At 62.9% G+C, this 24,101-nt stretch carries 20 protein-coding genes; 10 read left to right on the top strand and 10 right to left on the bottom strand.

The genetic code is table 11. The features are described from left to right. Positions 1–144: 144 nt before the first annotated feature. From gabD to SM130_RS18635, 7 genes are all read right to left on the bottom strand, one after another. Positions 145–1,611, bottom strand: a complete 1,467-nt coding sequence (gene gabD / locus SM130_RS18605; RefSeq protein ID WP_102826164.1) for an NADP-dependent succinate-semialdehyde dehydrogenase — start codon at positions 1,609–1,611, stop codon at positions 145–147. Positions 1,612–1,623: 12 nt separating this feature from the next. After that, on the bottom strand, positions 1,624–2,451 hold the full coding sequence (locus SM130_RS18610; protein WP_102826165.1) for an ABC transporter permease: 828 nt from the start codon (positions 2,449–2,451) through the stop codon (positions 1,624–1,626). Between the two features lie 63 nt (positions 2,452–2,514). Next, positions 2,515–3,768 carry an ABC transporter permease gene (locus SM130_RS18615; RefSeq protein WP_102826166.1) on the bottom strand — a complete coding sequence of 418 codons (1,254 nt, stop codon included), beginning with the start codon at positions 3,766–3,768 and terminating at the stop codon, positions 2,515–2,517. Between the two features lie 63 nt (positions 3,769–3,831). Beyond that, the gene (locus tag SM130_RS18620) at positions 3,832–4,863 is read right to left on the bottom strand and encodes an ABC transporter substrate-binding protein (protein ID WP_102826167.1); all 1,032 of its coding nucleotides are present in this window, start codon (positions 4,861–4,863) and stop codon (positions 3,832–3,834) included. Positions 4,864–4,910: 47 nt separating this feature from the next. Then, on the bottom strand, positions 4,911–6,020 hold the full coding sequence (locus tag SM130_RS18625) for an ABC transporter ATP-binding protein (protein ID WP_102826168.1): 1,110 nt from the start codon (positions 6,018–6,020) through the stop codon (positions 4,911–4,913). 148 nt (positions 6,021–6,168) lie between these two features. Further along, a complete protein-coding gene (locus SM130_RS18630) occupies positions 6,169–6,798 on the bottom strand; it encodes a response regulator (protein ID WP_102826169.1) in 630 nt (209 codons plus the stop codon). Continuing rightward, positions 6,795–9,212, bottom strand: coding sequence for a PAS domain-containing sensor histidine kinase (locus SM130_RS18635; RefSeq protein ID WP_102826170.1), 2,418 nt, complete (start codon positions 9,210–9,212; stop codon positions 6,795–6,797). The genes SM130_RS18630 and SM130_RS18635 overlap by 4 nt, the downstream gene beginning before the upstream one ends. 96 nt (positions 9,213–9,308) lie before the next feature. Here SM130_RS18635 and SM130_RS18640 point away from each other — a divergent pair, with 96 nt between their 5' ends. Then, positions 9,309–10,313 (top strand): alpha/beta hydrolase family protein, encoded by a 1,005-nt coding sequence (locus tag SM130_RS18640; RefSeq protein WP_102826171.1) that lies wholly within the window; start codon positions 9,309–9,311, stop codon positions 10,311–10,313. A gap of 7 nt (positions 10,314–10,320) precedes the next feature. Here the strand turns inward: SM130_RS18640 and SM130_RS18645 are convergent, their stop codons facing one another. Genes SM130_RS18645 through SM130_RS18655 form a run of 3 tightly spaced genes read right to left on the bottom strand, consistent with a single transcriptional unit; the run spans position 10,321 to position 12,777 of the window. After that, positions 10,321–11,088 carry a TerB family tellurite resistance protein gene (locus SM130_RS18645; RefSeq protein WP_102826172.1) on the bottom strand — a complete coding sequence of 256 codons (768 nt, stop codon included), beginning with the start codon at positions 11,086–11,088 and terminating at the stop codon, positions 10,321–10,323. Position 11,089: 1 nt separating this feature from the next. After that, positions 11,090–11,761, bottom strand: coding sequence for an N-acetylmuramate alpha-1-phosphate uridylyltransferase MurU (gene murU, locus SM130_RS18650; protein ID WP_102826173.1), 672 nt, complete (start codon positions 11,759–11,761; stop codon positions 11,090–11,092). Continuing rightward, a complete protein-coding gene (locus tag SM130_RS18655; protein WP_102826174.1) occupies positions 11,758–12,777 on the bottom strand; it encodes an aminoglycoside phosphotransferase family protein in 1,020 nt (339 codons plus the stop codon). The genes murU and SM130_RS18655 overlap by 4 nt, the downstream gene beginning before the upstream one ends. Before the next feature lie 128 nt (positions 12,778–12,905). Here SM130_RS18655 and SM130_RS18660 point away from each other — a divergent pair, with 128 nt between their 5' ends. The 9 genes from SM130_RS18660 (at position 12,906) to SM130_RS18700 (ending at position 24,091) form a co-directional block, all read left to right on the top strand. Beyond that, entirely contained in the window at positions 12,906–15,668 is a 2,763-nt protein-coding gene (locus tag SM130_RS18660; RefSeq protein ID WP_102826498.1) for an LPS-assembly protein LptD, read from the top strand. Continuing rightward, positions 15,649–16,956, top strand: a complete 1,308-nt coding sequence (locus tag SM130_RS18665) for a peptidylprolyl isomerase (RefSeq protein WP_102826175.1) — start codon at positions 15,649–15,651, stop codon at positions 16,954–16,956. Before SM130_RS18660 ends, SM130_RS18665 begins: the two co-directional genes overlap by 20 nt. A 114-nt stretch (positions 16,957–17,070) precedes the next feature. Beyond that, a complete protein-coding gene (pdxA, locus tag SM130_RS18670; protein ID WP_102826176.1) occupies positions 17,071–18,063 on the top strand; it encodes a 4-hydroxythreonine-4-phosphate dehydrogenase PdxA in 993 nt (330 codons plus the stop codon). 123 nt (positions 18,064–18,186) lie between these two features. Continuing rightward, the gene (gene rsmA, locus SM130_RS18675) at positions 18,187–18,981 is read left to right on the top strand and encodes a 16S rRNA (adenine(1518)-N(6)/adenine(1519)-N(6))-dimethyltransferase RsmA (RefSeq protein ID WP_102826177.1); all 795 of its coding nucleotides are present in this window, start codon (positions 18,187–18,189) and stop codon (positions 18,979–18,981) included. Positions 18,982–19,018: 37 nt separating this feature from the next. Further along, positions 19,019–19,402 (top strand): Co2+/Mg2+ efflux protein ApaG, encoded by a 384-nt coding sequence (gene apaG / locus SM130_RS18680; protein WP_102826178.1) that lies wholly within the window; start codon positions 19,019–19,021, stop codon positions 19,400–19,402. Next, a complete protein-coding gene (locus tag SM130_RS18685) occupies positions 19,399–20,208 on the top strand; it encodes a symmetrical bis(5'-nucleosyl)-tetraphosphatase (protein WP_102826179.1) in 810 nt (269 codons plus the stop codon). The genes apaG and SM130_RS18685 overlap by 4 nt, the downstream gene beginning before the upstream one ends. A 9-nt stretch (positions 20,209–20,217) precedes the next feature. After that, positions 20,218–20,547, top strand: a complete 330-nt coding sequence (gene glpE, locus SM130_RS18690; RefSeq protein WP_102826180.1) for a thiosulfate sulfurtransferase GlpE — start codon at positions 20,218–20,220, stop codon at positions 20,545–20,547. A 270-nt stretch (positions 20,548–20,817) separates the two neighbouring features. After that, positions 20,818–22,740, top strand: a complete 1,923-nt coding sequence (locus SM130_RS18695) for a PrkA family serine protein kinase (RefSeq protein ID WP_102826181.1) — start codon at positions 20,818–20,820, stop codon at positions 22,738–22,740. Between the two features lie 79 nt (positions 22,741–22,819). Continuing rightward, positions 22,820–24,091 (top strand): YeaH/YhbH family protein, encoded by a 1,272-nt coding sequence (locus tag SM130_RS18700; RefSeq protein WP_102826182.1) that lies wholly within the window; start codon positions 22,820–22,822, stop codon positions 24,089–24,091. Positions 24,092–24,101: the final 10 nt, after the last annotated feature.

A 24,101-nucleotide genomic window follows, 5' to 3' on the forward strand; every position in this document is an offset into this window, starting at 1 on the left:
GCCGCTCATCGTCGGCACGGGTCGGAAAGAACGCCAGGAAGCGGGCGCGGCAGCATACGATGATCGACTGCCGCGCCATCCAGAGCGTTCGGATTACAGTAAAACTCCGTGCATTATTTTGCACGCCTGTTTTGGGTCGTTTGGTCAGATGCCGCCCAGGCACAGGTATTTGATCTCCACATACTCATCCAGTCCGTACTTCGAGCCTTCGCGGCCGAGGCCGGAAGCCTTCATGCCGCCGAACGGCGCCACCTCGGTGGAGATCACTCCGGTGTTGATGCCGACCATGCCGTACTCCAGCGCCTCGGCGACACGGAACACCTGGCTCAGGTCGCGCGCGTAGAAATAGGCGGCGAGGCCGAACTCGGTGTCATTGGCCTGGCGGATCACCTCGGCTTCGTCATGGAAGCGGAACAGCGGCGCCAGCGGGCCGAAGATTTCCTCGCGCGCCACGGTCATTTCGGCGGTGACGCCGCCCACCAGCGTCGGCTCGAAGAAGTTGCCGCCCAGTGCATGCGGTTTGCCGCCGGCCAGCAGGGTGGCGCCCTTGTCGAGGGCGTCCTGCAGATGGCGCCGGACCTTGGCTACGGCCGCGGCATCGATCAGCGGACCAGTCGTGACGCCGTCCTCCGCACCGTTGCCAACCTTCAGCCGCGCCACCGCAGCGGAAAGCTTGTCGACGAAGGCGTCGTAGACGCCGTCCTGCACATAGATACGGTTGGCACAGACGCAGGTCTGACCGGCGTTGCGGTACTTGGAGATCATCGCGCCTTCCACCGCCGCATCCAGATCGGCGTCGTCGAAGACGATAAAGGGTGCATTGCCGCCCAGCTCCAGCGAGAGCTTCTTCAGCGTCGGCGCGCACTGCTGCATCAGCTTGATGCCCACCGCGGTCGAGCCGGTGAAGGACAGCTTGCGCACGATGGGGTTTTCGCAGAGCTCGGCGCCCACTTCACGGGACGTGGCGGCATCGGCGGTGATCACGCTGAACAGTCCCGCCGGAATGCCCGCACGCTCGGCCAGCGCGGCCAGCGCCAGTGCCGAGAACGGTGTCTGCGGCGCCGGCTTGAGCACCATGGCACAACCGGCCGCCAGCGCCGGCCCGGCCTTGCGGGTGATCATGGCGCTGGGAAAATTCCACGGCGTAATTGCGGCGGTTACGCCGACCGGCTCCTTCTGCACCAGGATGCGCTTGTCGCCGGCGTGGGCGGGAATCACGTCGCCGTACAGGCGCTTGCCCTCCTCGGCGAACCACTCGAGGAAGGATGCGGCGTAGGCCACCTCACCCCGCGCCTCGGCCAGCGGCTTGCCCTGCTCGGCGGTCATGATCCGCGCCAGGTCTTCCTGGTTCTCCAGCATCAGTTCGTACCAACGGCGCAGCCGTGCGGCGCGCTCCTTGGCGGTCAAGGCGCGCCAAGCCGGCTGGGCTGCCTGCCCGGCTTCGATGGCCCGACGGGTTTCGCCGTGGCCCATGTTCGGCACGGCGCCGATCAGCTCGCCCGTGGCCGGATTGAAGATCTCGGTGCGCGCGCCACTGTCGGCCTCGCACCATTCACCGTTGATATAGGCGGTTTGGCGCAACAGATCGGGTTGCCCAAGTTGCAGAGTCATGTGCGTATTCCGTCAGGCAGGTTGTTGGGTGCGCAGCTTCTCGGCGCGGCCACGCAGCCACTCCAGAGTCAGCAGCAGGGCGATGGAGAAGCCGATCAGCAGAGTCGCCGCGGCGGCGATGGTCGGGCTGAGGTTTTCCCGTATACCGCTGAACATCTGCCTTGGCAGGGTTATCTGCTCCGGGCCGGCGAGGAACAGCGTCACCACCACCTCATCGAACGAGGTGGCGAAGGCGAACAGCGCGCCGGAAATCACCCCCGGCGCGATCAGCGGCAGGGTCACGCGGAAGAATGCCGTCAGCGGTGATGCGCCGAGACTGGCCGCAGCACGGACCAGGTTGTAGTTGAAGCCCTGCAGCGTCGCCGAAACCGTGATGATCACGAAGGGCACGCCGAGCACTGCATGCACCAAGATCAGCGACAGGTAGCTGTTGCCCATGCCCAGCGGCGCGAAGAACAGGTAGCTGGCGACACCGATGATCACCACCGGCACCACCATCGGCGAGATCAGTATGGTCATCAGCAGCGCCTTGCCGCGAAATTCCGCACGGGTCAGGCCGACCGCCGCCAGGGTGCCGAGCACCACAGCGAGAACCGTCGCGGCGGGCGCGATGAGCATGCTGTTCTTCAGCGAGCGCATCCAGTCGGCCGAGCTGAACAGCGCCTCGTACCAACGCATGGAAAAGCCCTGCAAGGGATAGACGAGGAACGAGCCGGAATTGAACGACAGCGGCACGATGACCAGCACCGGCACGATCAGAAACAGCAGCACCAGCGCGCAGAGGATGCGCAGCGCGTAGTACCAGGCCCGTTCGACGGGCGACATATAGGGGCTCAGCATGAAAGGTTCTCCTGCCCGGCATGAAGACTCTGAAAAGGCGGCCGCGCCGCGACGTGCGTCATCTCAACCCAGCCGCAGGCGACTGGCACCGACCAGCCAGCTGTAGATGACGTACAGCAACATGGTGGCGAGCAGCAGCAGACCGCCCAGCGCCGTGGCCATGCCCCAGTTGATGGTGGTGTTGGTGTAGAAAGCGACGAAGTAGCTGACCATCTGGTCGTTCGGGCTGCCGAGCAGCGCCGGGGTGATGTAGTAGCCGATGGAGATGATGAACACCAACAGGCAGCCCGCACCGACACCGGCCAGCGTCTGCGGAAAGTACACCCGCCAGAAGCTGGCGAACGGGTGACAGCCCAGCGACACCGCGGCGCGCATGTAGCTCGGCGAGATGTTCTTCATCACGCTGTAGATCGGCAGGATCATGAACGGCAGCAGGATGTGCACCATGGCGATGTAGACGCCGGTGCGGTTGAACACCAGCTGCAACGGCTCGTCGATCAGGCCCATCTTCAGCAACGCACCATTAATGAGCCCGCCGGACTGCAGCAGCACGATCCACGCCGCCACGCGCACCAAGATCGAGGTCCAGAATGGCAGCAGCACCAGGATCATCAGCAGGTTGCTCTGCCGCGCCGGCAGGTTGGCCAACAGATAGGCCAGCGGGTAGGCCAGCAGCAGGCAGATCGCGGTGATCACCAGGCCCATCCAGAAAGTACGGGCGAAGATATCCAGATACACCGCCTGGTCCGGCGAGACCTTGGCCAACTCGCCCAGCTCGTCGATGCGGTGATCGAGCGCCGCCAGCAGGTAGTAGCCGGTCACCGCATTGTCGTTGCGCTGGATCACCTGCCAGAACGCCGGATCGCCCCAGCGCTCGTCGAGGGCTTCCAGCGCCTCCTGATAAGAGGCTGGTGTCTCGCGAAACGGCATCGCCCGCGCAGTCTTGGTCAGCAGGCTGCGATAGCCCGCCAGCTCCATGTTCAACCGCTTGGACAGATCGCCCAGGCTCTGTTCACGGCGGGCCTGATACAGATCCTCGGCCAGTGCCTGATAGGCCGGCTCCGCTGGCAGCCCGCGACCATCCCATTCGGCAAGCGCCGCCAGCGTGCGTGGCAGCGTGTTCACCACCTCGGGATTCTCGACGCTGCGCCAGAGCAGCGAGGCAATGGGCACCAGAAAGGTCAGCAGCACGAACAGCAGCAGCGGCAGGATCAGCGCCTGCGACTTGAGCTTGTTTACCCGTTCGGCCCGTGCCAGTCGCTGTTTCAGATTGGGCTCGGCGATCTCGTTCGCCGGCAGGGATATTGCTGTGGCCATGAAGACTCCGCGATTCGTTCCGATAGCTGGGACCGGCCCCGCCAATGCGGCGGGGCGCTCAGGTCAGCGTGCTGCCCAGGCGTTGAAGCGCTGTTCGAGCTGCTCGCCATAGTCCGCCCAGAAGGTCACATCCATCGCGACCTGGTCGGCGATGTTTTCCGGTGCGGTGGGCATTTGCGTCAGGCGCTTTTCATCCAGCAGCGGCACGGCCTGGGTGTTCGCCGGACCGTAGGCGATGTTCTCGGCATAGAGCTTCTGCTGCTGCGGCTCGACCGTGAAGGCGATGAATTTGCGCGCCTGCTCCTGGCTCTTTGCGCCCTTGGGAATGGCCCAGGAATCGAAGTCATAGATGCCGCCACTCCAGACGATCTGCAGGTTGCTCTCGTTCTGCACGGCGGCGATGCGGCCGTTGTAGGCGCTGCTCATCACCACGTCGCCGGAGGCGAGAAACTGCGGCGGCTGCGCGCCGGCTTCCCACCACTGGATGTTCGGCTTGAGCTGATCGAGCTTTCTGAAGGCGCGGTTCTGTCCATCCTTGGTGGCCAGCACCTTGTAGACGTCCTTGACCGGCACACCGTCGGCCATTAGTGCGAATTCGAGGGTGTACTTGGCGCCCTTGCGCAGGCCGCGCTTGCCGGGAAATTTCTCGGTATCCCAGAAGTCGGACCAACTGGACGGCGCGCTCTTGAGTTTGTCGGCGTTGTAAGCCAGTACCGTCGACCAGACAAAGAAGCCAACACCGCAGGGCTGTATCGCGCCCTCGACGAAATCGCCCGGATTGCCGACGATGGCCGGGTCGAGTTCCTCGAACAGCCCCTCGTCGCAACCGCGGGACAGCTCCGGTGACTCCACTTCCACCAGGTTCCACGACACGCTGTTGGTGTCGACCATCGCCTTGACCTTGGCCATTTCGCCGTTGTACTCGCCAGCGATGATCCGGCCGTGCCCCGCCGCTTCCCAAGGCTGATAGAAGGCCTTGACCTGGGCCTGCTTGTTGGCGCCGCCGAAGCTCACCGCAGTGAGGTTTTCAGCAGCGACTTGCCCGGCACAGACGAGTCCGAGCGCCAGCGCGGACAGTTTCAGGTAGTTGCTCATACCAGTCGCTCCTTGATGCAGTTGTTTGGGTTTCTTGTCGGTTTCGCTCAAGCCGCCTGCAGCGGGTCCAGCGCACGGACGTGCTCGACATGCCAGCCGATCGGCACCACGTCACCGACGCGCAGGGCGCTGTCGAACTCGGCAATTGGCTGCTTGACGAAGAAATCGCTGACCCCGCATACCTCGAGACGGATACGGATGTGGTCGCCGAGATAGATGAACTCAGCAACGCGCCCGGTGAAGCGGTTCGGGCAGTTGGCACTGGCACCGTTGAGCAGCACCCGCTCCGGGCGGATCGACAGGCTGACCGGCGCCCCCGTCGCCCCGACGTTGACGGCCAGCGCCTCGACGGTTTCGCCGCGGCCAAGCTTGACCGTGCAGCTATCGCCACGCCGGTCGAGCAGATGCGCCGGCAGGCGGTTGTTTTCGCCGAGGAAATTGGCGACGAAGGTGTTCACCGGCTTTTCGTAGAGCGTGCGCGGATCTTCGATCTGCTGGATCTGGCCCTGATGGAATACCGCCACGCGATCAGACATGGTCAGCGCTTCGCCCTGATCGTGGGTCACGTACACCACGGTGACGCCGAGGCGTTCGTGCAGATGCTTGATCTCCATCTGCATCTGCTCGCGCAGCTGTTTGTCCAGCGCGCCCAGGGGTTCGTCCATCAGCACCAACTGTGGCTCGAACACCAGCGCCCGGGCCAGCGCCACACGTTGCTGCTGGCCGCCGGAAAGCTGCGCCGGATAGCGATTGCGGAAGCCCTCCAGCTGCACCATCGCCAGCGCGCGCTTGACTCGATCCTTGATGTCGGGCTTGGCCATACCACGCACGCTAAGCGGAAACGCCAGGTTCTCCGACACGGTCATATGCGGGAACAGCGCGTAGTTCTGGAACACCATGCCCATGTCGCGCTTGTGTGGCGGCACATTGTTGATAGCCCGACCGTCGAGCAGGATTTCCCCTGCCGTCGGCGTTTCGAAGCCGGCCAGCATCATCAGGCTGGTGGTTTTACCCGAGCCGGACGGCCCAAGCAGGGTGAGGAATTCACCGCGGCGGATGTCCAGATTCAGATCTCTGACGATCAGCGACTCGCCGTCATAGCTCTTCTGAATGCCGCGGAAGCTCACCAGGATATCGTTCGCCGTTGACTCGACCATGCTGCTGCACCTGCGTAACCGTTGAACCGTGGCTACAGCGTAGAAGCGCAACGACAGCGGAGAAATCGGTACAGCGGAGCGATTGGCCTAGGCGTGAGGGAGAGTCGCGTGTAGGGAACGCCCTACACGCTGGGTCGGCAGGTGTCGGTCAGACCAGCTTGTGTTCCATGGCGTAGCGCACCAGATCGGCCACCGAGTGCGCCGCCAGCTTCTGCATCAGTCGCGCCTTGTGGGTGCTGATGGTCTTGCTGCTCAGGGCCAGCTTGCCAGCGATGTCATTCACCGAATCGCCCTGCACCAGCCGCTCGAACACCGAATACTCACGCTCGGAAAGCAACGCGTGCGGCGGCCGCGAATCGGTGAGACCGACCTCGAAGACCATGCGATCGGCCAGCGCCGGGTCGATGTAGCGCCCGCCACCGGCGACCTTGCGCAGCGCAGTCAGCAGCAGCGCCGGCTCGCTGTCCTTGGTCGCGTAACCCGCCGCGCCGATCTTCAGCGCCCGCGCGGCCATCTGCGCCTCGTCGTGCATCGACAGCACGAGCACCGCCGGCGGCTGGTTCAACGCGCGGATCCGTGGAATCGCCTCGAGGCCGTTGACCCCAGGCATGGAGATATCCAGCAGCACCACGTCGCAACTGATCTGCCGCAGCTGATCGAGCAACTGCTGGCCATTGGCAGCCTCGCCGACGACCTCCATGTCGCGCGCCATGCCGATCAGCTGCTTGATGCCCTCGCGGACGATGGTGTGATCTTCGGCGACCATGACCCTGATCATGACGGCAGTGCTCCAGTGCTTGCGGCTGATGGAAGCGGCACCGGGTCCAGTGGAACCCGCGCCGTGATGGTGGTGCCCTCGCCGGGCTGGCTGTCGATTATCAGTTGCCCGCCGAGCATCTGCACCCGCTCGCGCATGCCGACCAAGCCGAACGAGCTGCCGGCGCCGCGCGCGGCGACCGGGAAACCGCAGCCATCGTCGCTGACGCGCAGACAGAGCATGTTGCCTTCGAGCAGTAACTGCACGCTGACCGTCTGCGCCTGGGCGTGACGCATCACGTTGGTCAGCGACTCCTGAAGAATGCGGAACAGGCCGATGGCCTTGGCGTTACCCAGCAGCGGCGGGCATTCCGGCACTTCGACCAGACAAGCCACGCCGCTGCGCTCCTCGAAGCGCCGCGCCTGCCATTCCACGGCCGAGGCGATGCCAGCATCAAGAATCGGCGGGCGCAGCGCGGTAGCGACATCGCGCACACGCTGAAACAGCTGGGCGATCAGCCGTTTCATGCTTTCCAGCCGCTGTGCCAGGGCTGGATCGAGATCGGCGAAGCCCAGCTCGCACATCGAGGTTTCCAGCTTGAGCACGGTCAGTACCTGGCCCAGCTCGTCGTGCACCTCACGGGCTATATGCGCCTTCTCTTCCTCGCGCACCGTCTCCAGGTGCGCAGCCAGCTCACGCAGCTGCGCGCGCGATGCATCCAGTTCCAGCTCGATGCGCTTGTTGTCGGTGATGTCCCAGACGATCCCGTCCCACACCTGGCGGCCATCGGCCTGACCACGCACGGACGCACGGATGTCGGCCCAGCGCACCTCACCGTCGCGATTGAGGATTCGCCCCTGCCAGCGCCAGTCCTGGCTTTTTTCCAACGCCAATTGCTGACTCGCCCAGTAGCCGGCCTCGTCATCGGCGTGCACCAGGCTGCGAATGCCCAGTCCGGGCTGTAGCAGGCGCTCGGCGGAATAGCCCACCAGGCGCTGACTGGCTTCGCTGATATAGGCCACTCGCACCGGTTCCTGCGGCCCGTCACGCTCCAGGCGGAACACCAGCCCGGGCACGTTGCCGGCCATTGCCTTGAGACGCGCCTCGCTTTCCTGCAACTGGGCGCTGGCGCGACGGCGCTCGGTGATGTCGGCAAGAAACACCACCAGATATTCACGGCTGCCGAAGCGCAGAAAGCTGTAAGTGACCGCCGCCGGAAAGCGCTGGCCGTCGGCGCGCAGCCATTCGCATTCATGCACCTGGCGATCGTCTTCGCCAGTACGCGCGGCACGCCAACGCGCGAGCCAGGCATCCATGCCCAGCGCCGGGTCGAATCTCTCCAGCGGGTGATCCAGCAGTCCGCCGGAGGAATGCCCGAGCAGCACCTCGGCGGCCTGGTTGGCGTAACGCACGCGGCTGTCCCAGTTGAGCCAGAGGATGCCGACGGTACTGTGATCGAGGCAGAACTGCGTCAAACGCTGCGCTTCTTCGGCGGCCTCACGCAGTTCGATGTCGCGTCGGGCAATTTTCAGGCGGCTCTCCAACAGCCCATGCTGATGACGCTGCCAGGCGAGCATCAGCAGGCAGGCCAGCAGCAACACGCCGAGCAATAGGCTGAGGCTGCGCCAGTAGCTGACCTCGCGTCCGAGATCGATGCTGCGCGGTTTGAGCCACTGATCTTGCAGCTGGCTGAATTCCCGCGCGGGGAATTGCCGGACCGCCGCATCGAGCACCGCGGCGAGTTCGGGGCTGTCGCGCCGCGAAGCAATACGCAGCAGCTGCGGATTACCCAGATCACCGACCACGGCCAGGGAGTCATATTCCACCTGCTGCGACAGGCGTCCGAACACCGGCTCATCGATTACCGCGTAGCTGGCTTTTGCCTCCAGCACCTGACGCAGCGCATCGGCCTGGCTGGTCGCGGTCAGCACGGTGATGTTGGGATAGTTACCGGCAAGAAATTCGGTGACTGGTCCCGGCCCAACGGCAGAGACCAGTTCGCTCGGGTGCAGATACTCGAGATCGATGGCGCGCGGGCCGCCACGATCACCGACGAGCAGCCGCGGAATGCGCAGGAAAGGGTCGCTGTAGCGCCACAGCCGCAAGCCGGCCGGCGTCTGGCGCAGGCCGGGCGCGACATCGATCAGGCCGTCGCGGGCGGCTTTCTCCAGCGCAGCCTCGTCACTGAATCGCCGCCATTGCAGACGCACGCCAAGGTCAGTAGCGAGATGCTCCATCAACTGCACGTGAAAGCCTGACAGGCGCCGCTGGCGCTGGTCATACTCGGCATAGGGTGCTCCCATCACCACCCCGACGCGCCACTCCGGATGCTGCTCCAGCCAGACGCGGCTATCGTCGTCCAGCATCACGGCGCCGGCAGCAAACGGCAGCGTCAGGGTAAGTAGAAGAAGGAAACGCAGGGATAGGGCGAGCATATATTCACGCAATTGATGGGCGTGCCGACACGCTGTTGTAATGCATAACCCCTGCCGGCGCCAGCGTGGCGCCGGCTCGATTACCGGAGACAACCCATGCGTCGCGTGCCCGCTTTCGTGCTTCTGCTCAGCGCCATACTTGGCGGAGCCGCGTCGGATATCGCGGCCGCACAGGAGACTGAAGCGCCTCAGGCGCCACCAGCAGATGAGCCGGCAGCGCAGCGCCCGGCGCCGCAGACACGAAGCGAGGCGCTGGCCGCAGGGCTGCAACGGCAGCTCGAAGCGGCAGCACAGCTGCAGCTAGGCGACGACGACAAGTTCCTTGCACTCTGGCAGCCAGCCAATGTCGCCGAGGCCCGCGGCGTGCTCGTCATCGTGCCGAGTGAAGGCGAAACTGCCGATTGGCCCCGAGCGATCGGACCGCTGCGGCGCGGCCTTGCCGAACATGGCTGGCACACCCTCAGCTTGTCGCCCGTTGATCCAACCCTGAGTCCAGGCCCGCGTGCTCCCGCGGCGCCAGCAGCAGCCGAAACGCCCGATACCCAAGCGGCCCCAGCCAGCACCGACGCCGACCAGCCTGTCGAACCCGAGAGCGCTGGCTATCTGCCCGAGCAGACAGCTGCAGTAGACAGCGACGAGCCAGCGCAAGCGGAGCAGGACACAGCGCAAGCGAGCCACGCCGAACGGATGCAGGCGCGCATCGACGCTGCCATCGAGCACGCCCGTACGTTGCAGGCGCCGATGATCGTCCTGATCGGCCATGGCACGGGCGCCTACTGGGCAAGCCAGTACCTGGTGCAGCTTCAGCCGAAGGATGTCGGCCAACTGGCGGTGATCGACCCGCGCACTCCGTCGCAGCCAGAACAGGCACTGGAGACCTACCTCGCGGCGCGGTCGGTCGGGGTAGGTGATTTCTATACCGGCACGCGGCCAGCTGAGGTAGAGCAGGCACTGCAACGGCGCAACGCGGCGCGCCGTGCCGGGCACGCGGATTACCGGCAGGTCGCGCTAGCAGACCTGACGGGCGATCGCCACACCGAACAAGAGCGTCTGGTGCGCCGCGTGCGTGGTTGGCTGGACCGCAAACCTGCGCGTCGCTGAAAGCAGATCAACGAAAACCGCGTCGCTCGCGTATCAGTGCATAGGCGCTTTGCAGTTCGCGGGTGCGCTCTGTGGCCTCGCGCACCTGGACCGCATTCGCACCTGCGCCCGCCTGCTTGTCCGGATGGTGTTTGCTCAGCAAGCGCCGGTAGGCGCGCTTGATCAACTGCGGATCGGTGTCCTGGCGTACGCCCAATAACTGCAAGGCTTGCTCATAGGCGCCGCCGCGGCTGGCGGGTGCCTCCTTGCGCCGTGTCGCCCCCTGATCAAGCGCAGCGATCTCCACCGCACTCCAGCCCAGCCACTTGCCCCAGAGCAGCACCAGTTCGTGCTCACGCGCGCCCATGCTTCCCTGCGCACGCGCCATGCGCCAGCAGGCCTGAATCAAACGGCGACTCTCTTCGCGCTGGCCACGCAGTCGCTGCAAGGTATCGCGTAGGCCATCACCGCTAGCCTTGCCGCGGTTGAACGCAGCAATGGCTAGCTGCTGCGCCCCTGCATCGAGCCCCTGGCGGCGCATCTCGTCGCGCGCGGCCTGGATATGCGCCGGGCTCACGCGCCCGCCACTCTTGGCCAGCCGGCCAAGCAAAAAGAACAGTAATTCGTTGCCTTGCAGCACTGGCTTGCCGGCCATGCTCCTACGCAGACTGGCCCAGGAGTCGAGCCCCAGACGACGGTCCAGCACCTGCCCCAGCAGGCCGCCGAGCAGAGCACCCGGAATGCTGGCCAGCAACCAGCCGATCAGCAACCCCAACAGCGTGATGGGCCAGAACATGTCAGTGTCGCGCCTCCAATAGTCGCTCGACTTCAGCCAGGCGCTCGTGAGTTCCCACGTCCACCCAGGCTCCGGCATGGCACTCGCCACTCACCTGCCCATCAGCCATGGCGCGTCGCAGCAACGGCGCCAGCTTGAACGCACCCGGCTGGCAGCCTTCGAACAGCACCGGATGCAGCACGGAAATACCGCTGTAGGTCAACGCTGCGCCATCGCCGCATGGCTCTGTAACGGTCGCGTCAGCCAGACTGAAATCACCAGCAGGGTGATGTGGCGGATTATTTACCAGCACCAGATGGGCAAGCCCGTGTATCGGCCGTCGCAGCTGGGCGAAATCGTAGTCGGTCCATATATCACCGTTGACTACCAGAAAAGGCTCATCGCCGAGCAACCCCAACGCCCGGTGGATACCGCCACCGGTTTCCAGCGGCTCGCCTTCCGCCGAATAGCGGATCGTCACGCCGAAACGGCTGCCATCGCCTAGATAGTCCTCGATCTGCTGGCCGAGCCAGGCGTGATTGATGACCAGCTCGTCGAACCCGGCAGCCGCCAGAGCGCGAACGTGGTACTCGATCAGCGGCACGCCAGCGGCGCGAACCAGTGGTTTGGGCGTATGCAAGGTCAGTGGGCGCAGCCGCTCGCCCTTGCCAGCGGCCAGGATCATCGCTTTCATGCTTGCGGCGCCTGCGGTAGCTCACTGAGTAGCTGTTGCAGTTCGGCCAGCTCTGGCCTGCGTGCCAGCACGGCCTCGATATACGCGAAGAAGCGCGGTACGTCGGCCAGATAACGTGGTTTGCCGTCGCGGTGGCAGATCCGCGCGAAGATGCCGATTACCTTCAGGTGCCGCTGCAGTCCCATCAGGTCACTGGCACGCAGGAACTCATCAAGCGAATCGGGAAGCGTCACGCCAGCGGCACGCGCCTTGCGCCAGTAGCCTTCCAGCCACTGCTGCACCTGTGCCTCGGGCCAGCTGAGGAAGGCATCCTTGAACAGCGAGGTGATGTCATAGCTGACCGGGCCGAGCACCGCATCCTGGAAATCCAGCACGCCGGGATTGGGTTCGCTGATCATCAGGTTGCGCGGCATGTAGTCGCGGTGCACCAGCACCCGCGGCTGCGCCAGTGCCGAGTCGATCAACAATTGGCAGATGCGCTCCCAGGCAGCCTGCTGCGCTTCGGTGAAGGCATGGCCTAGGTGTCGCTGCACATACCATTCGGGAAAAAGCTGCAGTTCGCGACGCAGCAACGCTTCATCATAGGCCGGCACCGGCTGGGAGACCGGCTGCAGCTGGAATTTCAGCAGCGCCTCAATGGCATCATCGAACAGCTCGTTGGCGTTAGTCTGATCGATCACATCCAGATAGGTCTGGCGGCCCAGGTCGGTGAGCAGCAGAAAGCCTCGTTCGAGGTCGGCCGCCAGCACCTGCGGTACATGCACGCCAGCTTCATCCAGCATCTGCGCGACCTTGACGAACGGACGGCAATCTTCCTGAGGCGGCGGCGCGTCCATCACGATCAGGCTGCGCTCGCCGCCCTGCCAACGGAAGTAACGGCGAAAACTCGCGTCGCTGCTAGCCGCGGTGAGCTGTGCAGCCGGCACTTCGCCCCAGCCGCAACGGGCGAAGACTTCAGGTAGTTGCTGGTCCAGCCAGACGTTCAGGTCCAGCAGACGTTGATCTTGATGCGGCATCCAGGGGTCTCCACGGCGCTAGCCGATAGGCGGGTCATGCTTTATTATCCTGCATCTTTCTCAGCCCATCGAGAGGCGTGCGGCCCAGCCGGCCGATGGCTCGCCGCAAGCACGGACCAAAAAACAAGATGGCAGTCAAATACCCCGCGTTTCGTAAAAAATTCCCTCTACTGGTTACTGGCGGTCTGCTTGCATTGCAACCGGTAGCTGTACCTTTTGTCTTCGCAGCCGAACAGTTTGCCTGCCAACCCGATGCGTCCGGTGGCTGGAATTGCGCCTCCAACGCGCCGAGCCAGACACTCCCGCCGCGCCCAGCGCAGAGCGGCAGCGTTGCGAGCACGCCGAGCAGCAGCAAGTCGACAACCGCGCAGGCGCCGACCGCTACCACCAAGCTGGTCACCGAAAGCAAGGGCCGCGCGCTCGCCTCGCGCAGCGCCGACTTCAGCCACCTCGACTGGGTACCGCGTGAACAGCTGACCCCAGCCCAGCTCGCCGAAACCGGCCCTTACTGTGCAGGCGCCTATGTCGAGCCGGATCGTCCGGGCAAGTTCGACACCACGCCGATGAGCGAAGCGCCGACCTATGTGTCGGCCAAAGCGACCCGCTACGAGCAAGAGCAGGAAGTCGCCACCCTTGCCGGTGAGGTGGTCCTGCGACAGGGCAGCATCCAGGTCGAGGCAGACGAAGCCAGCCTGCACCAGCTGGAAAATCGTGGCGAGCTGACCGGCAACGTCCGCTTCCGCGACCGCGATGCACTGCTGGTCGGTGACCGCGCCGAGATATTCCTCGACAGCGGTGAAGCCAAGGTGGAAAACGCCGAGTACGTCGTGCACTCCGGCAAGGTCCGCGGCAGCGCGCAGTACGCCAAGCGCGAAGAAACCGCGATCATCCGTCTTAAAGATGGCACCTACACCAGCTGCGAGCCGGGCGAGAACACCTGGCACCTTCGCGGTAACAACGTCACGCTGAACCCGGCCACCGGCTTCGGCTCGGCGACCAACGTCACGCTGCGGGTCAAGGATATTCCGGTGTTCTACACACCTTATATTCACTTCCCCATCGATGACCGCCGCCAGTCGGGCTTCCTCGCACCGAGCATCGGTTCGTCTAGCGACAACGGCATCTCGGTGCAAACGCCCTACTATTTCAACCTGGCGCCAAACTTCGACGCCACGCTGTATCCGCATTTGATGACCGAGCGTGGCCTGCTGATGGAAGGCGAGTTCCGCTACCTGACGCGCAGCAGCGAAGGTCAATTTGGCGCGGCCTACCTGGATGACAGCAACGACGATCGCAAGCTGCAATCCGAGTACGAAGACCAGCGCTGGATGTACAGCTGGCAGAACCGTACCGGGCTGGACTCGCGCTGGCTCGCCGAGGTGGATTACACCGATATCAGCGACCCGTATTATTTCCAGGACCTGAGTACCAATCTGGACATTAGCCAACCTGATCACCTCGATCAGCGCGGCACGCTTACTTACCGCGGCGACACCTACACCGCGCGCCTGAACATGCACGCCTATGAGCGCGCTACCGTCGCCGATATCTCGCCGTACGAACGCTTGCCACAGCTGACCCTGGACGGACGCCTGCCCTTCCAGCCGGGCGGCCTGAACTTCGCCTACAAGACCGAGTTCGTCAGCTTCCAGCGCAGCCTGCGCAGTGGAAACTTCATCAACGAGGATGGCAATCCAGAACAGTGGTACGACGATCGCCTCCAGGGCCTGACACGCGCCGAAGGCGAGCGTCTCCATCTCGAGCCCGGCGTAAGCCTCCCGATGAACTGGTCATGGGGTTTCGTCAATCCATCGTTGAAATATGCGTACACCCAGTACGACCTCGATCTGGATGGGCGTGGCCAAAATACCCTGGCTGATTATGAGTCTTTCGATAGCAGCCAGAACCGCAGCGTCCCTATCTTCAGCGTCGACAGTGGCCTGTACTTCGATCGTGACACTCAGTGGTTCGGCAAGGACTATCGCCAGACGCTCGAGCCGCGCCTGTTCTACCTCTACGTTCCGGAAGAAGATCAGGACGACATCCCAATCTTTGATACAGGCGAAAGCAGCTTCAGCTATTCCTCGCTGTGGCGCGAAAACCGTTTCTCCGGCAAGGATCGCATCGGCGACGCCAATCAGGTTTCGCTCGGCGTCACCAGCCGCTGGGTCGAGCCCAACGGTTTCGAGCGCCAGCGCTTCAGCATCGGCCAGGCGTTCTATTTCGAGGATCGCAAGGTGCAGCTGCGTGGTATTGATTACCGCACCCGCTCCAACGCCACCTCCGATGTATCGCCGTACGCGCTGGAGTACATGTACCGCTACAACCGCGACTGGCGCTTCACCTCGACCTTCAACTGGGATCCGGACAGCCACAGCACTCGCTCTGGCAGCGCTATGTGGCATTACCAGCCGGAAGAAAACCCAGGCAAGATCATCAACCTCGGCTATCGCTATCGCAACGACACCATGCGTTTCGACCAGGCGAGCGGCGAGTGGACCTACGGTGGCGATTACGGCACGCCAGACTCGCCGGAATACATCAAGGACTACTACAAGATCAACCAGCATGACTTCTCCGTCATCTGGCCGGTCGTCCCGCAGTGGAGCGTCATTGCCCGCTGGCAGCATGACTACAGCCGCAGCCGCACGCTGGAGGCCTTCGGTGGCTTCGAGTACGACAGTTGCTGCTGGAAATTGCGCCTGATCAATCGCTACTGGGTCGACTACGACGAGACCAGCCTCAACCCTGACCGCAACGACGAGCCGGACCGCGGGATCTTCCTGCAGATCGTGCTCAAAGGGCTCGGCGGCGTAGTCGGCAATGGGACCGAAACTTTCCTCGACGAAGGCATTCAAGGCTACCGTGAACGTGAAGATCAAGCTTTCTGAAGTACTGCGCCCGCTCGCGCTCGGCGCTCTGCTGCTGAGCGGTGCGACCCTCGCGCCTGCGGCACTGGCCCAGGTTCAACCACTGAATCGCGTGGTGGCGATCGTCGATAACGACGTCATCATGCAGAGCCAGCTGCAGCAGCGGATTCGTGAAGTCCAGCAGACCATCGAGAAACGTGGCGCCGATGCGCCTCCGATGGACGTGCTGCAACAGCAGGTGCTGGAGCGTCTGATCACCGAAAACCTGCAGCTGCAGATCGGCGATCGTTCCGGTATTCGCATCGCGGACGAGGAGCTCAATCAGGCCATGGGCACCATTGCCCAGCGCAACAACATGTCGCTGGAGCAGTTCCGCGAAGCGTTGTCGCGTGATGGCCTGAGCCTTGAGAGCGCCCGCGAGCAGATTCGCCGCGAGATGGTTATCAGCCGTGTACGCCAGCGTCGTGTGGCCGAGCGAATCCAGGTGTCCAACCAGGAGGTGCAGAACTTCCTGGCCTCCGACCTCGGCAAGCTGCAACTGTCCGAGGAGTATCACCTGGGCAATATCCTCATCGCCGTCCCGGAAGCGGCGGATTCGGCGACCATCCAGGCCGCCGAACGTACGGCGATGGACACCTATCAACAACTGCAGCAGGGCGCGGACTTTGCCCGTCTTGCCGTGTCTCGCTCCGGAAGCGAGAACGCGTTGGAAGGCGGCGACATGGGCTGGCGCAAGGCCGCTCAGCTGCCACCTCCGTTCGATACCGCAGTACGCGAACTGTCGGTCGGCGAGGTAACCGAGCCGGTCCGCACACCGCCGGGCTTCATCATGCTCAAGCTGCTGGACAAGCGTGGTGGCGAGACGCAGGTGCGTGACGAAGTGCATGTCCGGCATATCCTGATCAAGCCCAGCGCGATCCGCAGTGAAGAGGAAGCGCGCCTGCTGGTGCAGCGCCTGCGCGACCGCATCAATGCTGGCGAAGACTTCGCCCAGCTGGCGAAGAGCTTCTCCGAAGATCCTGGCTCAGCGCTCAATGGCGGCGATTTGAACTGGATCGACCCGGCCTCGCTGGTTCCTGAATTCCGCGAAGTCATGGCGAACACAGCGAGCGGCGAACTCTCCCAGGTGTTCAAGTCGCCGTACGGCTGGCACATCCTCGAAGTGCTCGGCCGCCGCGCCACCGATGCAAGCGAGCAATTCCGCGAGCAACAGGCACTGACCCTGCTGCGCAACCGCAAGTACGATGAGGAACTGCAGGCCTGGCTGCGCCAGATCCGCGACGAAGCCTACGTCGAGATCAAGCTCTAAGCTTCAGGTAGCAGCTATCAAGCTAGACAGGAATACGGGGTGTTGGCCGAAGGGTCGCCGCCCCGTTTTCATTTCAGGCGGGGGACCGCCATACACCATGCTGAGAAAAGACTGATGACCGCTCCCCGCCCCTTCGTTCTCACGCCTGGCGAACCGGCCGGCATCGGCCCGGATCTTTGCTTGCTACTGGCGCGCAAGGCCCAGCCTCAGGCCCTGATAGCCATCGCCAGCCGCTCGTTGCTGACCGAGCGTGCCGCGCAGCTGGGGCTGACCATCGAGCTGCGGGATGTTGGCCCGCATAGCTGGCCCAGCGAGCCAGCACCCGCCAATAGCCTTTACGTCTGGGATACCCCGCTCGATGCGCCCGTGACGGCGGGCCAGCTCGATTCGCGCAATGGCCGCTACGTGCTGGCAACACTGACCCGCGCCGGCCGCGGCTGCCTGGACGGCAGTTTCGCCGGCATGATTACCGCCCCCGTGCACAAGGGCGTGATCAATGAAGCCGGCATTCCCTTCTCGGGCCACACCGAATTCCTCGCCGACCTGACCCACACCGAGCAAGTGGTGATGATGCTTGCAACGCAAGGCCTGAGGGTGGCGCTGGTGACCACACATCTGCCGCTCAAGGACGTCGCGGCGGCGATTACGCCCGAGCGGCTCGAACGGGTTACGCGGATCCTGCACAACGATCTGGTCAGCAAGTTCGGTATCGCCCAACCGCGCATTCTGGTCTGTGGACTTAACCCGCATGCCGGCGAAGGTGGACACCTGGGCCGCGAGGAGATCGAAATAATCGAGCCGACGCTAGCCAGGCTCCGCGAAGAAGGCATCGACCTGATCGGTCCGCTGCCAGCCGATACACTGTTCACACCAAAGCACCTCGAGCATTGCGACGCCGTACTAGCGATGTATCACGACCAGGGCCTGCCGGTGCTCAAGTACAAGGGCTTTGGCGCAGCCGTCAACGTCACGCTCGGCCTGCCGATCGTGCGCACCTCGGTCGACCACGGTACCGCACTGGACCTGGCCGGCAGCGGCAAGATCGACACCGGCAGCCTGCAGGTAGCACTGGAAACTGCCTATCAGATGGTCGGCGAGCGCAGCTAACCACCATCCGGCCGGTCAGATACGGCCCGGCCGATCTTCTTGCCGCACTCGCCTGCTAAAATATGCGCCTTATCCGCTTTTCAGCTTCGAGCTTCAGGCTTCAAGCTGCTCCCTGGAGCCCCGATGTCCGATTATCAACACCGTGCGCGCAAGCGCTTTGGCCAGAACTTCCTGCACGACGCTGGCGTCATTCACCGAATCCTGCGGGCGATTCATGCCAAACCAGGCGAGCGGCTCGTCGAAATCGGGCCGGGCCAGGGCGCACTAACGGAAGGATTACTCGACAGCGGCGCGCATCTGGATGTCGTCGAGCTCGACCTGGATCTGATTCCCATCCTGCAGAGCAAGTTTGCCGAGCGGGACAGTTTCACTTTGCACCAGGGCGATGCACTGAAGTTCGATTTCAGCCGCCTCAGCGAGCAGCAGAACAGCCTGCGCATCGTCGGCAACCTGCCGTACAACATCTCCACACCGCTGATCTTCCACCTGCTCGCCCATGCACACCTCATCCGCGACATGCACTTCATGCTGCAGAAGGAAGTGGTAGAGCGCCTTGCGGCCGAGCCTGGTGGTGGTGACTGGGGACGGCTGTCGATCATGGTGCAGTACCACTGTCGCGTGGAGCACCTGTTCAACGTCGGGCCGGGCGCGTTCAACCCGGCGCCAAAAGTCGATTCGGCCATCGTCCGTCTGGTACCACACGAGACGCTGCCCCATCCCGCACGCGATCATCGCCAACTCGAGCGAGTCGTACGCGAGGCGTTCAATCAGCGGCGCAAGACGTTGCGCAACACGCTCAAGGGACTGCTAGACGCCGAAGCCATCGCAGCCGCGGACGTGGATGGCAGCCTGCGCCCCGAGCAGCTGGACCTGGCGGCCTTCGTTCGCCTTTCCGATCAACTGACAGAACGCAGCTAGGGATTTTCCTACCCTGCCTTTACCAGCGAGCAGACTCATGTCCGACGATAACCACTACCGCATCGACGTCAGCGTCACGCCTCGCTATCTGGCTGCGCAATCAGAGCCGGAACAAAACCGCTATGCCTTTGCCTACACCGTAACTATCGAAAATAAAGGCGAGGTGGCAGCGCAGCTGCTTTCGCGGCACTGGATCATCACCGACGGCGACGGCCAAGTGCAGGAAGTGCGCGGGGCTGGCGTCATTGGCGAGCAGCCGCTGATCGCACCAGGCGAGCACCACGTCTATACCAGCGGGACACTGCTGGCGACCTGTGTCGGCAGCATGCAGGGCAGCTACGAAATGTTGGCCGAGGACGGCCACAGCTTCGATGCGCTCATTGCACCGTTCCGCCTGGCCGTACCCGGAGCATTGCATTGACGACCTATGCCGTCGGCGACCTGCAAGGTTGCCTCGAACCGTTGACCTGTCTGCTGGAACGCGTCGACTTCAGTCCGTCGCGCGACTGCCTATGGCTGGCGGGCGACTTGGTCAATCGCGGCCCGCAGTCGCTGGAGGCGCTACGCTTCGTGCGCGATCTCGAGTCGTCCGCGATCACGGTACTGGGCAATCACGACCTGCATCTGCTCGCGACCGCCCACAATATCGAACGCATGCGCAAATCCGACACCTTGCAGTCGATTCTCGACGCACCGGACCGGGCGGATCTGATCGACTGGTTGCGCCGGCAAAAGCTCATCCACTATGACGCGGCGCGGCACACCGCCATGGTTCATGCGGGTATTCCACCGCAATGGTCGCTGGAAAAAGCGCTCAAGCGCGCCGTGGAAGTGGAACAGGCGCTGCAGGACGATGCGCTGCTGCTGCCGTTTCTCGATGGCATGTACGGCAATCAACCGGCGAAATGGAACAAGGAGCTGCACGGTGTACCGCGGCTGCGCCTGATCACCAACTACTTCACCCGCATGCGCTTCTGCAAGGCTGACGGCACACTCGATCTGGAAGCGAAGGAAGGTGCCGACAGCGCGCCTGCCGGGTATGCGCCCTGGTTCAGCCACGCCAATCGCAAGACCCGCAACGTCAAGCTGATCTTCGGTCACTGGGCCGCTCTGGAAGGCCAGTGCGATGAACCGAACGTTTTCGCGCTCGACACAGGCTGTGTCTGGGGCAATGCCATGACGCTAATGAACCTCGACAGCGGCGAGATGCATCGCTGCGAATGCTAGGAAACCCGCATGACCGACTTCAAACGCATCCCACCGGAACAGGCCCAGACCATGCGCAGTGCTGGCGCAGTGGTTGTGGATATTCGCGACGCCGAGAGCTATGCCAACGGCCACGTCAGCGGATCGCTGCATCTGGATAACCACTCGCTGCCGGACTTCATTGCCGCAGCCGATCTCGACCAGCCCTTGATCGTCACCTGCTACCACGGACACTCCAGCCAGAGCGCAGCGGCGTATCTGGTCAATCAGGGGTTCTCGGATGTCTACAGCCTCGACGGCGGCTTCGAACTTTGGCGGCACACCTATCCCAGCGACGTCGAGCGCGACGAACAAGCGTAAAAATTTATTTCCCGCCAATGCCCCGTCATCCGCGGGCTAGGCGCTGCCGACAGCCGAACGGCAGCGCCGAATGTCCCGCCCTCCCCTTGATATTGCCGAATCCGAACTATCCTTCAGTTCAGGCCATCCAAATAAACGAAGCCGGAAAACGGCTGACGGAATTCAGGGTTTCGACCATTAGGTGTTCGGGGGAACTCCACTGGCCGCCACTTCGGCCGGGCCCAGAGTGCCTGATGACGCGCCTATTCGTGCATCGATCGAGGTGAAGTCATGAGCATTTTCAGCCACTTCCAACAACGTTTCGAAGCGACCCGCCAGGAAGAGTATTCGCTCCAGGAATACCTCGATTTGTGCAAGGCGGACCCCGGAACCTATGCCAGCGCCGCCGAGCGATTGCTGATGGCGATCGGCGAACCCGAACTGGTCGATACGTCGGTGGACTCCCGGCTGTCGCGCATCTTCTCCAACAAGGTGATCCGCCGTTATCCGGCCTTCGAGGATTTCCATGGCATGGAGGAATGCATCGACCAGATTGTTTCCTACTTCCGCCATGCCGCGCAGGGTCTGGAAGAGAAGAAGCAGATCCTCTACCTCCTCGGTCCGGTCGGTGGCGGCAAGTCTTCCCTCGCCGAAAAGCTCAAGCAGTTGATGGAGCACGTGCCGTTCTACGCCATCAAGGGCTCGCCGGTGTTCGAATCGCCCCTGGGGCTGTTCAACCCGATTGAAGATGCGCAGATCCTCGAAGAGGACTATGGCATTCCGCGCCGCTACCTGAGTTCGATCATGTCGCCGTGGGCCACAAAGCGCCTGCAGGAATTCGGCGGCGACATTTCCAAGTTCCGCGTGGTCAAGCTGTACCCGTCAATCCTCAACCAGATCGCCGTCGCCAAAACCGAACCAGGCGACGAGAACAACCAGGACATCTCCTCGCTGGTGGGCAAGGTCGATATCCGCAAACTGGAAGAATTTCCGCAGAACGACGCGGACGCCTACAGCTATTCGGGCGCGCTGTGCCGGGCGAATCAGGGCCTGATGGAATTCGTCGAGATGTTCAAGGCGCCGATCAAAGTGCTCCATCCGCTGCTGACTGCAACCCAGGAAGGCAACTACAACAGTACCGAAGGCCTCGGCGCGATTCCTTACAGCGGCATCCTGCTGGCGCACTCCAACGAATCGGAGTGGCATACCTTCCGCAACAACAAGAACAACGAAGCCTTCATCGACCGTATCTACATCGTCAAGGTGCCCTACTGCCTGCGCGTCAGGGACGAGATCAAGATCTACGACAAGCTGCTGACCAACAGCTCGTTGGCCCACGCCCATTGCGCGCCAGATACGCTGAAGATGCTCGCGCAGTTCTCCGTGCTGTCGCGCCTGAAGGAGCCGGAAAACTCCAATATCTATTCGAAGATGCGCGTGTATGACGGCGAAAACCTGAAGGACACCGATCCCAAGGCCAAGTCGATCCAGGAATACCGCGACACCGCCGGTGTCGACGAGGGCATGAACGGCCTCTCCACCCGCTTCGCCTTCAAGATCCTGTCCAAGGTGTTCAACTTCGACCCCCACGAGATCGCCGCCAACCCGGTACACCTGCTCTACGTACTGGAACAGCAGATCGAGCAGGAGCAGTTCCCGGCGGAGGTTCGCGAGCGTTACCTGCGCTTCATCAAGGAGTACCTGGCGCCGCGCTATATCGAGTTCATCGGCAAAGAGATCCAGACCGCCTACCTTGAGTCCTACAGCGAGTACGGGCAAAACATCTTCGACCGCTACGTGCTGTACGCCGACTTCTGGATTCAGGATCAGGAATACCGCGATCCGGAAACCGGCGAGATCCTCAATCGTGTGGCACTCAACGAAGAGCTGGAGAAAATCGAGAAGCCGGCCGGCATCAGCAATCCGAAGGATTTTCGCAACGAGATCGTCAACTTCGTGCTGCGCGCCCGGGCTAACAACAACGGCAAGAATCCGTCGTGGCTGTCCTACGAGAAGCTGCGCGTGGTGATCGAGAAGAAAATGTTCTCCAACACCGAGGACCTGCTGCCAGTCATCAGCTTCAACGCCAAGGCGAGCAAGGAAGACCAGAAGAAGCACAGCGACTTCGTCGTGCGCATGGTCGAGCGTGGCTACACCGAGAAGCAGGTTCGCCTCCTGTCCGAATGGTATCTGCGGGTGCGTAAATCGCAGTAAGCGGCTGGACGCCTGAAGCTGGAGGATTGCGGCACGCTTCCAGCTTCAGGCTATGGTTTCAGCCTAGCCCGGAGGGCCTATGAGCTACGTGATCGATCGTCGCCTGAATGGCAAGAACAAGAGCACGGTGAACCGCCAGCGCTTCCTGCAGCGGTACCGCGGACATATCAAGAAAGCCGTGGAGGAAGCCGTCGGTCGGCGCTCCATCACCGACATGGAGCATGGCGAGCAGATCAGCATCCCCGGCCGCGACATCGACGAGCCGGTGCTTCACCACGGCCGCGGCGGCCGGCAGACCATCGTGCACCCCGGCAACAAGGAGTTCGTCGCTGGCGAACGTATCCCAAGGCCGCAGGGTGGCGGCGGTGGCCAGGGCGCCGGTCAGGCCAGCAACAGCGGCGACGGCATGGACGACTTCGTCTTTCAGATCACCCAGGAAGAATTCCTCGATTTCATGTTCGAGGATCTGGAGCTGCCCAACCTGGTCAAGCGTCACCTGACCGGCACCGACACCTTCAAAACAGTGCGCGCCGGCATCAGCAACGAAGGCAACCCGTCACGCATCAATATCGTCCGCACGCTGCGCTCGGCCCATGCTCGGCGCATCGCGCTGTCTGGCAGCAGCCGTGCCCAGCTGCGGGCATTGAAGGCGGAGCTGGAGCGTCTGCGCCTGGAGGAGCCGAACAACTTCGGCGACATCAAGGCTACCGAAGAGGAAATCGGGCGGCTCACCGCGCGGATCAAGCGCGTACCGTTTCTCGATACCTTCGACCTCAAGTACAACCTGCTGGTCAAGCATCCCAACCCCAGCTCGAAGGCGGTGATGTTCTGCCTGATGGACGTTTCCGGCTCCATGACCCAGGCCACCAAGGACATCGCCAAGCGCTTCTTTATCCTGCTGTACCTGTTCCTCAAGCGGAATTACGACAAGATCGACGTGGTGTTCATCCGTCACCACACCAGCGCTAAGGAAGTCGACGAGGAAGAGTTCTTCTACTCGCGGGAGACCGGCGGCACCATCGTTTCCAGTGCGCTGAAGATGATGCAGGAGATCATGGCTGAGCGTTACCCGGCCAACGAGTGGAACATCTACGCTGCGCAGGCTTCCGACGGTGACAACTGGAATGACGACTCGCCACTATGCCGCGACATCCTGATCAACCAGATCATGCCGTTCGTGCAGTACTTCACCTACGTGGAAATCACCCCGCGCGAGCATCAGGCGCTCTGGTACGAGTACAACCAGGTCGCCGAAGCCTTTTCCGATGCGTTCGCCCAACAGCAACTGGTGAGCGCCGCGGACATTTACCCGGTGTTCCGCGAACTCTTCCAGCGGCGCATGACCAGTTGAGGTGTGCAGC

Origin of the sequence: Stutzerimonas stutzeri, from assembly GCF_038561965.1 — a bacterium.
Lineage (GTDB): Bacteria > Pseudomonadota > Gammaproteobacteria > Pseudomonadales > Pseudomonadaceae > Stutzerimonas > Stutzerimonas stutzeri_AA.